Origin of the sequence: Caballeronia sp. GAWG2-1, assembly GCF_023631405.1 — a bacterium.
Classification (GTDB): domain Bacteria; phylum Pseudomonadota; class Gammaproteobacteria; order Burkholderiales; family Burkholderiaceae; genus Caballeronia.
The window spans coordinates 205,443-218,835 of record NZ_JALQDD010000007.1; the positions used below are offsets into that span (position 1 = coordinate 205,443).

The window sequence follows — 13,393 nt, forward strand, 5'->3', positions numbered from 1 at the left end:
ACCGCTACCACCAGCGATAAAAATGATGCACCGGCCCGACGCCGTGCCCGACATCGAGCCGCGCGCTCGCTTCGATCGCGCCCGTGAGATAGCGCTTCGCTTCAGCCGCCGCGCTCGCGAGATCGTCCGTTTGCGGAATCAGCGCCGCAATCGCCGACGACAACGTGCATCCCGTCCCGTGCGTATTCTTGAGCGGCACGCGCACACCGTTAAGCCGCATCGAACCGCTTGCCTCGACGAGCCAGTCGGGACTATCGGCCGAAACAAGATGGCCGCCTTTCATCAGCACCGCGCGCGCGCCGAGCGAGCGCAACGCTTCGCCCTGACGGACCATTTCGTCTTCGTCGACGGCCGGCGTCGAGCCGAGCAGCGCCGCCGCCTCCGGCAGATTCGGCGTCACCAGCGTGGCAAGCGGAAGCAGTTCGTCGCGCAACGCCGCCACCGCTTCCGGCGCGAGGAGCGCGTGATTGCTCTTGGAAATCATCACGGTATCCAGCACGACATGCGTCGGCTTATGCCGCCTGAGCGCATCGGCGACAGCGCGCACGATATCCGCGTTCGCCAGCATGCCGATCTTCACCGCGTCGATGCGAATGTCGTCGAACACGGCATCGAGTTGCGCGGTGATGAACGCCGCTTCCGGCGCATGCACGGCCGTGACGCCGCACGTGTTCTGCGCCGTGAGCGCCGTGATGACGCTTGCGCCGTACGCGCCGAGCGCGGAGAACGCTTTCAGATCGGCCTGGATACCCGCGCCGCCGCCCGAGTCGGAACCGGCGATGGTGAGCACGTTGGGGATGGTTTTCGTATCGGCCATAAGGTGACGGTGAGGTTCAGGCGCGTTCGATGATCTCGCGCAAGACGCGCGACGCGTCGCGGGGATCGGCCGCCTTGCAGATTGCGGAGACGACGGCAAGACCCGCGGGTTTCGCGCGCATGACATCCGCGGCATTGTGCGTCTGAATGCCGCCGATCGCCACCGTGGGCAAACGCGCATCGGCGACGAGCGCAGCCAGGCCATCGATACCGCATGGCGCCGATGCATCGGTCTTCGTCGGCGTGGCGTACACCGGTCCCGCGCCGAGGTAATCGACGGTTCCTCGTAGCGCGTTCGCCGCGTCGAGTTCGGCGCGATCGGCCACCGACAAACCGATGATCGCATCCGCGCCCAGCAAGCGCCGCACGGCGTCGGCCGGCAGATCGCGCTGCCCGACATGCACGCCATCGGCGCCGACTGCGAGCGCGACATCCACCTGATCGTTGATGATGAGCGGCACGCCATGCGCACGCGTGAGCGGCAGCAGATCGCGCGCGAGCTCGTACCACGCGCGCTTGTGCCACTCAGGCGCGCGTAATTGCAAGATGGTCGCGCCGCCTTCGAGCGCCGCGCGCGCCACGGCAAGCGCCGCAGCGTGTCCGCCGCACTGCACGGGATCGAGCACGAGATAAAGCGAAAGATCGAAGGAAGGTCGCATTTGCCGAGCGATCAGGAAAGCGCGACGTCACGCATGACGAGCGTCTGCCCGAACGCGTTCTCGTCGAGTGAGGCCAGCCGGTCGAGATACGCGACCGCGAAACTGCCGGGCAGGGCGGCATCGCGCGCGGCGAGTTCGCCCGCAATCGTCGTATGGGCGATGGCCGCGACCGTCGCCGCGAAGTGTTCATCGCGCGATGTCGCGGTGGCGATGAACGCCGCGACCGTCGCCGAGAGCGCGCAGCCCACGCCGGTTACGCGCGTCATCAGCGGCGAGCCGTTCGAAAGCGCGACGACCTGCCGGCCATCGGTGATGTAGTCGGTGGCGCCCGTCACCGCGACGACTGCCTGCGTCCTGAGCGCGAGGATCTGGGCGGCGTCGAGCGCGGCGTCGGTGGCGGCGGTGCTGTCCACGCCGCGTCCGCTTGCAGCGCCGCCCGAGAGACTGATGATCTCGGATGCGTTGCCGCGTATGACCGCTGGCGTGAGATCGAGCAGTTCGAGCGCGAATTCCGTGCGGAACGTAAGCGGGCCGACCGCGACCGGGTCTAGCACCCACGGCGTGCCGGCGCCGTTGGCGGCATCGACGGCGGCACGAATCGCGCGGGACTGCGGGACATCGAGCGTGCCGAGATTGACGGAGAGCGCGCCCGCGATCGGCGCGAATTCACCGACTTCCTCGCGCGCGACGACCATGGCCGGCGCGGCGCCGATGGCAAGCAGCACGTTGGCCGTGAAGTTGGTGACGACGAGATTCGTCAGGCAATGCACGAGCGGCGCATGACCGCGCACGCGCGTGACGAAGGAATAGAGATCGGCGGAAAGCATGATGGAAGAAGATTAGCCGATGCTACGAGCAAAGCGTGCCGCGCGCCTTCAATGCCGCGCTTCGCCGATCAGCGCGACGGAATCGAACGCGCGCTGATTCGCCTGATGCCGCCGCATGACGAAGTACATCATCAGGCACACGAAGGTGCCGAACAGCACGATCACGAACTGGATCGGCACGTCGAGCCACACCAGCACGGCGTAGAGGCACAGCATGACGAGCACGGAGAGATTCTCGTTGAAGTTCTGCACGGCGATCGAATGGCCCGCCGACAAGAGCACGTGCCCGCGATGCTGGAGCAGCGCGTTCATCGGCACGACGAAGAAGCCCGACAAGCCGCCGACGATCATCAGGAACAAATAGGCGACGAGCAGATACCCCGGAAAGTGCATCTTGCCGAAGTAGATGCCCCAGTGCGCGGGAAAGAGGTGGCGCGTGTAGAACGCCATCAGCATGACGGCGATACCCATCATGATGCCCACCGGCAACACCGAGAGCGAGCGCTTGAGCGGCACGCGCGCCGCCGCGAGCACCGCGCCGACCGCGACGCCCACCGCGATCACCGCCTGCAAGATGGCGGCCTGCGAGAGCGTCATGCCGAGCGACACTTCGGCCCATTTCAGCACGATGAACTGCAAGGTCGCGCCCGCGCCCCAGAAAAGCGTGGTGACCGCGAGCGAGATTTGTCCGAGCTTGTCGTGCCAGAGCGTCACGAAGCAACCGGCGAAATCGGTGATGAGCTTGATCGGCCGCGTTTCCTGCTTCGGATAACGCGCGCCAGTGTCGGGAATGCGCAGGTTGAAGATCGCGGCGATCACATACATCAGCACGATCACGAGCATGGCGGCTTCGGCGGGCGTATTGACTTTCGGAATGTGCAGACTGAGCAGATGCCCGGCGATATGCGGACTGATGAGCGCGCCGCCCATGACCGTGCCCAGGATGATCGACCCGACCGTGGTGCCTTCTATCCAGCCATTGGCGGCAACGAGCCGGTCGGCGGGCAGCAGTTCGGTGAGAATTCCGTACTTCGCGGGAGAGTAGGCCGCCGCGCCGAAGCCCACGATGCCGTAGGCCAGTAGCGGATGTGCGCCCACCAGCATGGTGATGCAGCCGACGACCTTGATGGAATTGGTGACGAACATCACCCGGCCCTTGGGCCGCGAGTCCGCGAAAGCGCCGACGAAAGCCGCGAGTACCACGTAGGAGAGCACGAAGAACAGCTTCAGGAGCGGCGTCATCCAGTTCGGGGCGTGAAGGTCTTTCAGCAGTGCAATGGCAGCAATCAGGAGAGCGTTGTCAGCCAGCGATGAGAAAAACTGCGCGGCCATGATGGTGTAAAAACCTTTTTTCATCTGATCCGAAGCTTTCCTCACTGCGGGTGATCCGCCCCGCCCGCCGGACATGCCGCTTGTCTTGCGATCGGGCTTATGCCTTTCGAAATGGGTTGTGCGCACGGCTTTATAACACGAAAATAGGCGCATTCTGACTAGCAGTAATCTCGATGACGCTCGAAAAACAGACGATCGTCCGCGAGTTTGTTCTTAAGATACTGATTCGCAAGGCGTCTTTGAGACCCGCAGCACGCAATGCCACGCTGGCGTATGCTCGCCCTTCCGACTGCCCGAACCGCAATTCCACACACGCTCATGCCGCGCCCCCTTTCCGCCACCATTCACACCGCCGCACTCGCCAACAATCTCTCCGTCGCACGAAAGCACGCGCCGAAATCCAAAATCTGGGCTGTCGTCAAGGCCAATGCTTATGGCCACGGACTTGCGCGAGCGTTCCCCGGACTTCGGGCAACGGACGGCTTCGGGCTTCTGGACCTCGAAGAAGCCGTAAAGTTGCGTGAATTGGGTTGGGCCGGGCCGATTCTTCTGCTCGAAGGCTTCTTCCGGCCGACCGATATCGACGTGATCGACCGCTACAGCCTGACCACGGCCGTGCATTGCGACGAGCAATTGCGCATGCTGGAAATGGCGCGGCTGTCCAAGCCGATCAATATCCAGTTGAAGATGAATAGCGGCATGAACCGGCTCGGCTACGTGCCCGAGCGGTTCCGCGCCGCGTGGGAGCGGGCGCGGGCGGTGCAGGGCATCGGACAGATCACGCTCATGACCCATTTTTCCGATGCCGACAGCGAACGCGGCGTGGCGCATCAGCTGGCGGCGTTCGAACGCGGCGCGGAAGGCATTGCGGGGGCGCGCAGCCTGTCGAACTCGGCGGCGGTCCTGTGGCATCCGGCCGCGCACTTCGACTGGGTGCGGCCCGGCATCATTTTGTATGGCGCGTCGCCGTCGGGCGTGACGGCCGATGTCGCGAATCTCGGGCTGCGTCCGGCCATGACGCTTTCGTCGGAGCTGATCGCCGTACAGACGGTCGAGGCGGGCAGCAGCATCGGTTACGGTTCCACTTACACGGCGGGACAGGCCATTCGCATCGGCGTGGTGGCGTGCGGTTATGCGGACGGATATCCGCGCGTGGCGCCGGAAGGCACGCCCGTTATCGTCGATGGCGTGAGGACGAAACTCGTCGGCCGCGTGTCCATGGACATGCTCACGGTCGATCTCACGCCGGTTCCGCATGCGGGCATCGGCTCGCGCGTCGAACTGTGGGGCCCGAATCTGCCTATCGACGATGTCGCCTCTTCGTGCGGCACCATCGGCTATGAGTTGATGTGCGCGATCGCGCAACGCGTGCCGGTGCGCGCGGAATGACCCAGGCATCGAACTTCAACCGGACTTATAGCAAGGCAGCGCGTGGCAAAAGCAGCGAAAGCAAAGACGCTCTATATCTGTAGCGAATGCGGCGGACAAGCGCCGAAATGGACCGGCCAGTGTGCCGCGTGCGGGGCGTGGAATACGCTCGTGGAGTCGGTGGAGCAGGGCGCTTCGGCGCATCGCTTCCAGGCGCTCGCGAAGAGTTCGCCGGTGCAGCGGCTCGCCGACATCGAGGCCTCCGACGTGCCGCGTTTCACCACGGGCGTCGGCGAGTTCGACCGGGTGCTCGGCGGCGGTCTCGTGCCGGGCGGCGTGGTGTTGATCGGGGGCGATCCGGGCATCGGCAAATCGACGTTGCTTTTGCAGTCGCTTGCGGAAATCGCCCGCGAGCGGCGCGCGCTCTATGTGAGCGGCGAGGAATCCGGCGCGCAGATCGCGTTGCGCGCGGCGCGGCTCGGCCTGACGGGCGCGCGGGACAGCGCCGTCGGCGACCTCGGCTTGCTCGCGGAAATCCAGCTCGAAAAAATCCAGGCGACCATCGACGAGCAACGGCCGGAAGTCGCGGTCATCGATTCGATTCAGACCATCTATTCCGAAGCGCTCACCTCCGCGCCCGGCTCGGTCGCGCAGGTTCGCGAGTGCGCGGCGCAGTTGACGCGCATCGCCAAGCAGACCGGCACCGCGATCATCATGGTCGGCCACGTGACCAAGGAAGGCAGCCTCGCGGGGCCGCGCGTGCTGGAACATATCGTCGATACGGTGCTGTACTTCGAAGGCGATACGCACTCGTCGTTCAGGCTCGTGCGCGCCTTCAAGAACCGCTTTGGCGCGGTCAACGAACTCGGCGTGTTCGCCATGACCGAGCGCGGCTTGCGCGGCGTGGCGAATCCCTCGGCGCTCTTTTTGTCGCAGCACGAGCAGAGCGTGCCGGGGTCGTGCGTCCTGGTGACGCAGGAAGGCTCGCGGCCCTTGCTCGTCGAGGTACAGGCGCTCGTCGACACCGCGCACGTGCCCAATCCGCGACGCCTCGCGGTCGGGCTCGAACAGAACCGGCTCGCGCTCTTGCTCGCGGTGCTGCATCGGCACGCGGGCATCGCGTGTTTCGATCAGGACGTGTTCCTGAACGCCGTCGGCGGCGTGAAGATCACCGAACCCGCGGCCGATCTCGCCGTGCTGCTCGCCATCCATTCGTCGATGCGCAACAAGCCGCTGCCGAAGGGCCTCATCACGTTCGGCGAAGTGGGACTCGCCGGCGAGATCCGGCCTTCGCCGCGCGGACAAGACCGGCTCAAGGAAGCGGCCAAGCTGGGCTTTTCGGCCGCGCTGATTCCGAAGGCCAACGCGCCGAAGCAGCCTATCGACGGGCTGAACGTGATCGCGGTGGATCGGATCGAGGAAGCGATCGACCGCGTGCGCGACCTGGAGTGAGCTCCTGGCGCGCTTGGTCAGAGCTTCGTAATGCGGCGTAAAAATGTCGCGTCGATATGTAACCTGATTCGCGCGCGATCTTCTTATCCTTACAAGGCTACGGAACCGGCCGGCTTCGTCTGCTGTCTCGACACAGGCGAAGTGATTGCAAGGATCGAGAGGACCACGCTTTGAACCACATCAAATCAACGCGGCCCAAGCCCGCGTTTCATCTGCGCGGGTGCCGTGTCTCCGCGCCGCTGCAGCAGCCTTTCGGTGGCGGATGCCGGATCGTCGAATGGATCGACGGTGAAGGGCAGATTTCGCGCCGTGTCGTCGCGGCCGATGCCACCGAGGACGAAGTCGTCGCGACTATCCGCCGCCATGTGACGGGGCGCAAGCACGTGCTCGTCGATGACGAACGGCAACCAAGGCAGACCTTGCCGCGAAGGTGAAATTCGTGGCGGCGGCGTGGGTGAACGTGTTGCGTGTCGATCTGTGAAGGGTTGCGCTTCCTACGAAGCACGGTGGCGTTCGAAGGCTTGCGGCGCGCCAGGCACGCGAAGCTACGTGAACCTGCCGCTCGATCAGCACGCCGCAAAGTCATCACCCGATCTGCTCAAGCTCTTCATGCGCTTCCAGCCACTCCATTTCGAGCGCCTCCAGCCGCGCGCCGACTTCGCCTTGCCGGCGAATGGTGTCGGTTAGCTTCGTTTTCATCGCGGCCTCGTAACTCGCGGGATCGGCCACGAACGCATCGAGCGTGGCTTTCTCCGCATTCAGCGCATCCATTTCCTTTTCTATCTTCGCAATGCGCGACTGCAGCGGCTTCTTCAGATGCGCGAGCTTCTGCCGCTCCTGCGCCTCCAGACGGCGCTGTTCCTTGCGGTTCTGCGCGCTGTCCTGCGTGTCTGCGTTCGTGGACGACGCGCCATTCGCGTCCTTTGCCACCGCGCGCGTTTCGGCGGCGTGTTGCAGCAGCCAGTCGCGATAATCGTCGAGATCGCCGTCGAACGGACTCAGACGATGCTTCGCCACCAGCATGAAGGTGTCGGTCGTCGCGCGCAGCAAGTGCCGGTCGTGCGACACGAGGATCAGCGTGCCTTCGAACTGCGCGAGCGCCATGGTGAGCGCGTGGCGGGTTTCGAGGTCGAGGTGATTGGTCGGCTCGTCCAGCAGCAGCAGATTCGGCTTCTGCCAAATGATGAGCGCCAGCGCGAGCCGCGCCTTTTCGCCACCGGAAAACGGCGCGATCTTCGCGGTCGCCATTTCGCCCGAAAAGTTGAAGCTGCCGAGAAAGTCGCGCAGTTCCTGCTCGCGCGTGTCGGGCGCAAGCCGCGCGAGATGCTGAATGGCGGAGTCGTCGGGACGCAGCGTTTCGAGCTGATGCTGCGCGAAGTAGCCAATCTGCAAGCCCTTGCCTTGCCGCACGCTGCCGGACAGCGCGGCAAGCGTGCCGGCGAGCGTCTTGATGAGCGTCGATTTACCCTGCCCGTTCGCGCCGAGCAAGCCGATGCGCTGACCGTTTTGAATCGACAGCGTCACGCCTTCGACAATCGGAATCTCGATGCCCTCGGTGCGATAGCCGCAGCGCACGTCTTCCATGACCATCATCGGATTGGGCGCGGCGTCGGGCGCGCGGAACTCGAACGTGAACGGCGAGCTCGCATGCGCGGGCGCGATCAGCTCCATCTTCTCCAGCGCCTTGACACGGCTTTGCGCCTGCTTGGCCTTGGTCGCCTTGGCCTTAAAGCGGTCGATGAAACTCTGCAGATGCGCCACCGTTCTCTGCTGCTTTTCGTAGGCGTTCTGCTGCAAGGCGAGCTGCTGCGCGCGCAGCACTTCGAACTGGCTGTAGTTGCCGCCGTAGCGCTTGATCTGACAATTCTCAAGATGCAGCGTGACATTGCAGACCGCATCGAGAAATTCGCGGTCGTGCGAAATCACGACGAGCGTGCCGGGATAACGGCCGAGCCAGTCTTCGAGCCAGATGATTGCATCGAGGTCCAGGTGATTCGTGGGTTCGTCGAGCAGCAAGAGGTCGGACGGACACATCAGCGCCTGCGCCAGATTCAGGCGCATGCGCCAACCGCCCGAGAAGCTCGTCACCGGTTCGCGTGTCTGCGCGAGCGTGAAGCCCAGGCCGAGCAACAGCGTTTCGGCGCGCGCGGGCGCGGTGTAGCCGTCGGCATCGGCGAAAGCGGCGTGGGCTTCGGCTTCGGCCGCGCCGTCATGCGCCGCCGAAGCCGCCGCGATGCGTGCCTCGATAGCCCGCAGTCGCGTGTCGCCGTCGAGCGTGTAGTCGAGCGCCGTGCGGTCCACGGCGGGCGTTTCCTGTGCGACATGCGCAATGCGCCACGAAGGCGGCAGCGCGAAATCGCCGCCGTCCGCGTGCAACTCGCCGCGCAACACGGAGAAGAGCGTGGATTTGCCCGCGCCGTTCGCGCCGACGAGACCGGCTTTCTCGCCCGGATTGAGCGTGAAGCTGGTCTCTTCGAAAAGCGGCTTGGTGCCGCGGGAGAGGCTGAACTGGTTGAAGCGAATCACGGGAAATGGCGGCGCGGCATGAGGGAAACCGCTATTTTAGACTGCGGCCACGAAGCGCCGGGGCTCGTCCGTTCGGCCAATGGCGGTAAGTGGCGCGCGGTAGTAGCATCGCCTTTCTTCGAATCTTTCCAGCGGGAGCAACTCATGAGTGCAGCAAGCGACGACATTTACGCGTTCAAGGCCGAGACGCTGGGCGGCGAGACGGTGAACATCGACCAGTATCGCGGCAAGGTGCTTTTGATCGTGAACACCGCGAGCGAATGCGGCTTCACGCCGCAATACAAGGGTCTGCAGGAAGTCTATGAGCGCTTCGCGGCGCGCGGTTTCGAAGTGCTCGGTTTTCCCTGCAACCAGTTCGGCGCGCAGGAACCGGGCGATGCCACGCAGATCGGCAGCTTCTGCGAAAAGAACTACGGCGTCACGTTCCCGATGTTCGCGAAGATCGACGTCAAGGGGCCGCATGCGCATCCGCTCTTCAAATATCTGACATCGAAGGAACCGGGCGTGCTCGGCACCGAGGTCATCAAGTGGAACTTCACGAAGTTTCTCGTGAACCGCAACGGCGACATCCTGAAGCGCTACGCGTCGCTGACGAAACCGGAGTCGATTGCCGAGGACATCGAAAAACTGCTGTAGCGCCTTAGAGGATAGGCGAGAAGAGGCGCGCGACATGCATGGCCATGCGTCGCCAGGACGCCGCGCCGCGATAGTCCTCGCGGTCGATCTCATACGAGAGCGCGAAGTCGGCGAGCAGCATGCTTTCGACTTCACGCGCGAAAGCGTTGTCGACGGTCAGCACCATGACCTCGAAGTTGAGGCGAAAGGAGCGGTTGTCGAGATTGGCGCTGCCTATGGCCGCGCCGACATCGTCGACGAGCACGACCTTTTGATGCAGAAAACCCGGCTTGTAGCGGAAGATGCGCACGCCCGCCTGCAACAGATCGTAGGCATACAGCTTCGATGCCGCGAACACCACGCGATGATCGCGCCGGCTCGGAATCAGGATGCGTACATCGACGCCACGCATCACGGCAAGGCGCAGCGCGGAGAACACGGCTTCGTCGGGAATCAGATAGGGCGAGGTGATCCAGACACGTTGGCGCGCCGCGTTGATCGCCTCGACGAAGAAGAGCGAACAGGTCTCCTGTTTGTCGGCCGGGCCGCTCGACAACACCATGCAGTGCATGTTTTCGTCCGAATGCGGCGCGGGGCCGAGCTCGGGCAGGCGTTGCGTGGCCCAGTACCAATCTTCCGTGAAAACGAACTGGATGCTCGCCACGGCGGGGCCGCGCACCTCGACGTGGGTATCGCGCCAGGGCGTGAGGCGTGGATTGCCGCCGAGATACTCGACGCCCACGTTGTGTCCGCCGACGAACGCGCGCTTGCCGTCGACCACCACGATCTTCCGGTGATTGCGGAAGTTGATCTGGAAGCGGTGCACGAACTTGCGCTTGGCCGCGAACGGATGCGCCTGTACGCCGCTCGCACGCAGCGCATTCACGTAGCGATGCGGCAAGTCGAAGCTGCCGATGCTGTCGTAGAGAAAATAGACGCGCACGCCCGCTTTCGCCCGCGCGATGAGCATTTCCTTGAGCAACTCGCCGAGCGCATCGGCGCGCACGATGAAGAACTGCACGACGACATAGTGCTCGGCCGCTTCGATGGCGGAGAGAATCGCGGAGAACGTGGCGTCGCCGTTGACGAGCACGCGCACCGAGTTGCCGCGCAGGAACGGCATGCCCGAGAGGCGCTGCAAAGTGCGAATGGTCGGATTGCCGAGATAGCTCGCCGGTCCCGGCGCGATCTCGCCGCGCACGCCCGACGCGTCGAGCAGCGCGCCGGCTTCGTCGCGATGAATCGGGAGCGGCTGAGGCGCGTCGCTGCGATCCGTCGAGTCCCATTCGGCGGGTTTCGAGCGGCTGCGCAGAATCTCGATTTCGAGCCGACGCGCGTCGATATAACCCGCGAACTTGCTACGGCCGAGAAACAGATAAGGAATGAGCGTGAAGTAAGGCATGGCCACGAGCGACACCGCCCACGCCACCGCGCCCTGCGAGGTGCGCGTATTGATGATGGCGTGAATCGCCGCGATCACGCCGAGCACATGCGCGGCTATCACGAGCGTGCCGAGGTGTAGCCAGTCTGCTGCTTGCATGGAATGCCGTTGGTCCGATGACGACGCGTGCAGCCTGCACGGCGCGACAGCAAATGCGCTGCCGCGAGGATGCGTCATATTACCGAACCTTGGGCGCAAGTCGCGGCCCGAAAAGGACCGCGCTTGCGTTGAAACAACGCCGCTGAAGGCTCAGGCCGGCAGGTCGGCGGCCTGGATCAGGAACACGTTGTCGTCGCCGGCGCTGGTCGAGAGCCAGATTAGATCGAGACCGCCGAGCGCCGCTTCGACATTGGCGCGTTCGTTGCCGATCTCGACGACGAGCACGCCGTCTTCGGTCAGCCACTTGCTCGCCTGGTGCACGATACGCCGCACCACGTCCATGCCGTCCGCGCCGCCCGCGAGCGCGAGTGCCGGCTCGTGGCGATATTCCTCGGGCAGCGACTGCATGGCGGTGGCGTTGACGTATGGCGGGTTCGTGATGATCACTTCGTAGCGCGCGTCTTGCGGCAGCGGCGCATACAGGTCGCCTTCGTAAAGCGAGATGCGTTCGTCGAGTTCGTAGTCGTCGACGTTGCGGCGCGCGACCGCGAGCGCATCGGCGGAGATGTCGACGGCATCGATATCGGCGTTTTCGAACGCCTGCGCCGCGAGCACGGCGAGGCAGCCCGAACCCGTGCAGAGTTCGAGCACGCGAGTGACCTGGTCGGGGTCGGCCACGTAAGGCTGCAAGCCGTCCTGCAGCAATTCGCCGATGAACGAACGCGGCACGATCACGCGCTCATCGACGTAGAAACGGTGTCCGTGCATCCACGCTTCCTGCGTGATGTAGGCCGCGGGCACGCGTTCCTTCGCGCGGCGCTCGATCACTTTCATGACGGCGTCGATTTCGGTGTCGAGCAGGCGCGCGTCGAGAAACGGGTCGAGCGTGTCGAGCGGCAGATGCAGCGTATGCAGAATCAGATACGCGGCTTCGTCATAGGCGTTGGTCGAACCGTGGCCGAACGAGAGTCCGGCCTCTGTGAAGCGCGTAACGCCAAAGCGCAGCAAGTCGCGCAGGGTGGTGAAGGGCAGCGCCATCGAATGGCTCCTTGTGTGACGGGTAGAGGCTTTAAGCGACGAGTTGTTCGAGCACGCGGCGGTAGATGTTCTTCAGCGGCTCGATGAATCGCACTTCGACATGTTCGTCGATCTTATGGATGGTGCCGTTCGGCGGACCGAATTCGATCACCTGTTTGCAGATGCGCGCGATGAAGCGCCCGTCCGACGTGCCGCCCGTGGTCGACAGTTCCGTCGCCACGCCGGTTTCGTCGCGGATCGCTTTTTCGAGCGCCTCGGAGAGTTCACCGCGCGGCGTCAAGAAGGGCAGGCCGCTCACGGTCCAGGTCAGGTCGTAATCGAGGCCGTGCTTGTCGAGAATGGCTTGCACGCGGCTTTGCAGACCTTCGACCGTGCTCGCGGTCGAGAAGCGGAAGTTGAACATCAGGTCCGCGTGGCCGGGAATGATGTTGGTCGCGCCGGTGCCGGAATGCAGGTTCGAGACTTGCCACGTGGTCGGCGGAAAGTATTCGTTGCCGTCGTCCCAGCGCTCCGCCACGAGTTCGGCAAGCGCCGGTGCGAGCGCATGCACCGGATTTTTCGCGAGATGCGGATACGCGATATGCCCTTGCACGCCCTTGACGACGAGCTTGCCTGTCATCGAGCCGCGCCGGCCGTTCTTGACCATGTCGCCGAGCGTGGCGTTCGAAGTCGGCTCGCCGACGATGCAGTAATCGAGTCGCTCGCCGCGCGCCTTCAAGGCTTCGACGACCTTCACGGTGCCGTCGGTGGCGGGGCCTTCTTCGTCGCTCGTGATGAGAAAGGCGAGCGAGCCGCGATGCAGCGGATGGTTCGCGACGAACTCTTCGCTCGATACGACGAACGCCGCAAGCGAGGCCTTCATGTCCGCCGCGCCGCGCCCGTAGAGCTTGCCGTCGCGCTGCGCCGGGGCGAACGGCGGAGAGGTCCATTGTTCGAGCGGGCCGGTGGGCACGACATCGGTGTGGCCGGCGAAGGCAAGCAGCTTGCCTTGCGATCCGTCCGTGCCGCGCTTGACCGCCCACAGGTTCGTGACGCCGCCCGAGGCGATGGTTTCGCAGTGAAAGCCGATCGCGGCGAGGCGTTCGATCATCAGCGCCTGACAATGCTGGTCGTCGGGCGTGACGGACGCGCGTTCGATCAATGCTTCGGTGAGGGATAAGGTGCCGGACATGGTGTCTTGACGTTGATGCGATAAAAAATGCCGGCGCTGGAGGCCGGCA

12 protein-coding genes are annotated in these 13,393 nt (G+C 64.3%); 4 read left to right on the forward strand and 8 right to left on the reverse strand.

Features of this window, described 5'->3' with window-relative positions:
• Positions 1–4: 4 nt before the first annotated feature.
• The 4 genes from thiD to lplT are packed head-to-tail and all read right to left on the reverse strand — an operon-like array spanning position 5 to position 3,658.
• On the reverse strand, positions 5–817 hold the full coding sequence (thiD, locus tag NCR98_RS05845; RefSeq protein WP_250525736.1) for a bifunctional hydroxymethylpyrimidine kinase/phosphomethylpyrimidine kinase: 813 nt from the start codon (positions 815–817) through the stop codon (positions 5–7).
• Positions 818–833: 16 nt separating this feature from the next.
• Positions 834–1,475 carry a thiamine phosphate synthase gene (gene thiE, locus NCR98_RS05850; protein WP_250525737.1) on the reverse strand — a complete coding sequence of 214 codons (642 nt, stop codon included), beginning with the start codon at positions 1,473–1,475 and terminating at the stop codon, positions 834–836.
• An 11-nt stretch (positions 1,476–1,486) separates the two neighbouring features.
• Positions 1,487–2,302 carry a hydroxyethylthiazole kinase gene (thiM, locus tag NCR98_RS05855; protein WP_250464468.1) on the reverse strand — a complete coding sequence of 272 codons (816 nt, stop codon included), beginning with the start codon at positions 2,300–2,302 and terminating at the stop codon, positions 1,487–1,489.
• Positions 2,303–2,350: 48 nt separating this feature from the next.
• Positions 2,351–3,658, reverse strand: coding sequence for a lysophospholipid transporter LplT (lplT, locus tag NCR98_RS05860; protein ID WP_244827740.1), 1,308 nt, complete (start codon positions 3,656–3,658; stop codon positions 2,351–2,353).
• A gap of 294 nt (positions 3,659–3,952) precedes the next feature.
• Here lplT and alr point away from each other — a divergent pair, with 294 nt between their 5' ends.
• The 3 genes from alr to NCR98_RS05875 all read left to right on the forward strand — a co-directional run bounded on the left by alr (position 3,953) and on the right by NCR98_RS05875 (position 6,888).
• Positions 3,953–5,023: an alanine racemase gene (gene alr / locus NCR98_RS05865; RefSeq protein WP_244827741.1), complete on the forward strand. Its 1,071-nt coding sequence runs from the start codon at positions 3,953–3,955 to the stop codon at positions 5,021–5,023.
• Positions 5,024–5,065: 42 nt separating this feature from the next.
• The gene (gene radA, locus NCR98_RS05870) at positions 5,066–6,454 is read left to right on the forward strand and encodes a DNA repair protein RadA (protein WP_244827742.1); all 1,389 of its coding nucleotides are present in this window, start codon (positions 5,066–5,068) and stop codon (positions 6,452–6,454) included.
• Positions 6,455–6,624: 170 nt separating this feature from the next.
• Positions 6,625–6,888 (forward strand): DUF2866 domain-containing protein, encoded by a 264-nt coding sequence (locus NCR98_RS05875; RefSeq protein WP_244827743.1) that lies wholly within the window; start codon positions 6,625–6,627, stop codon positions 6,886–6,888.
• Between the two features lie 151 nt (positions 6,889–7,039).
• On the opposite strand, the gene NCR98_RS05880 is transcribed toward NCR98_RS05875, so the two are convergent.
• On the reverse strand, positions 7,040–8,980 hold the full coding sequence (locus NCR98_RS05880) for an ATP-binding cassette domain-containing protein (RefSeq protein ID WP_250525738.1): 1,941 nt from the start codon (positions 8,978–8,980) through the stop codon (positions 7,040–7,042).
• A 144-nt stretch (positions 8,981–9,124) separates the two neighbouring features.
• Here NCR98_RS05880 and NCR98_RS05885 point away from each other — a divergent pair, with 144 nt between their 5' ends.
• Positions 9,125–9,616 (forward strand): glutathione peroxidase, encoded by a 492-nt coding sequence (locus tag NCR98_RS05885; RefSeq protein WP_250525739.1) that lies wholly within the window; start codon positions 9,125–9,127, stop codon positions 9,614–9,616.
• Between the two features lie 4 nt (positions 9,617–9,620).
• Here the strand turns inward: NCR98_RS05885 and cls are convergent, their stop codons facing one another.
• From cls to dapE, 3 genes are all read right to left on the reverse strand, one after another.
• Entirely contained in the window at positions 9,621–11,135 is a 1,515-nt protein-coding gene (gene cls / locus NCR98_RS05890) for a cardiolipin synthase (protein WP_250492264.1), read from the reverse strand.
• 150 nt (positions 11,136–11,285) lie between these two features.
• Positions 11,286–12,173, reverse strand: coding sequence for a 50S ribosomal protein L3 N(5)-glutamine methyltransferase (gene prmB / locus NCR98_RS05895; RefSeq protein WP_250525740.1), 888 nt, complete (start codon positions 12,171–12,173; stop codon positions 11,286–11,288).
• A gap of 31 nt (positions 12,174–12,204) precedes the next feature.
• The gene (dapE, locus tag NCR98_RS05900) at positions 12,205–13,344 is read right to left on the reverse strand and encodes a succinyl-diaminopimelate desuccinylase (RefSeq protein ID WP_250508921.1); all 1,140 of its coding nucleotides are present in this window, start codon (positions 13,342–13,344) and stop codon (positions 12,205–12,207) included.
• Positions 13,345–13,393 lie beyond the last annotated feature (49 nt).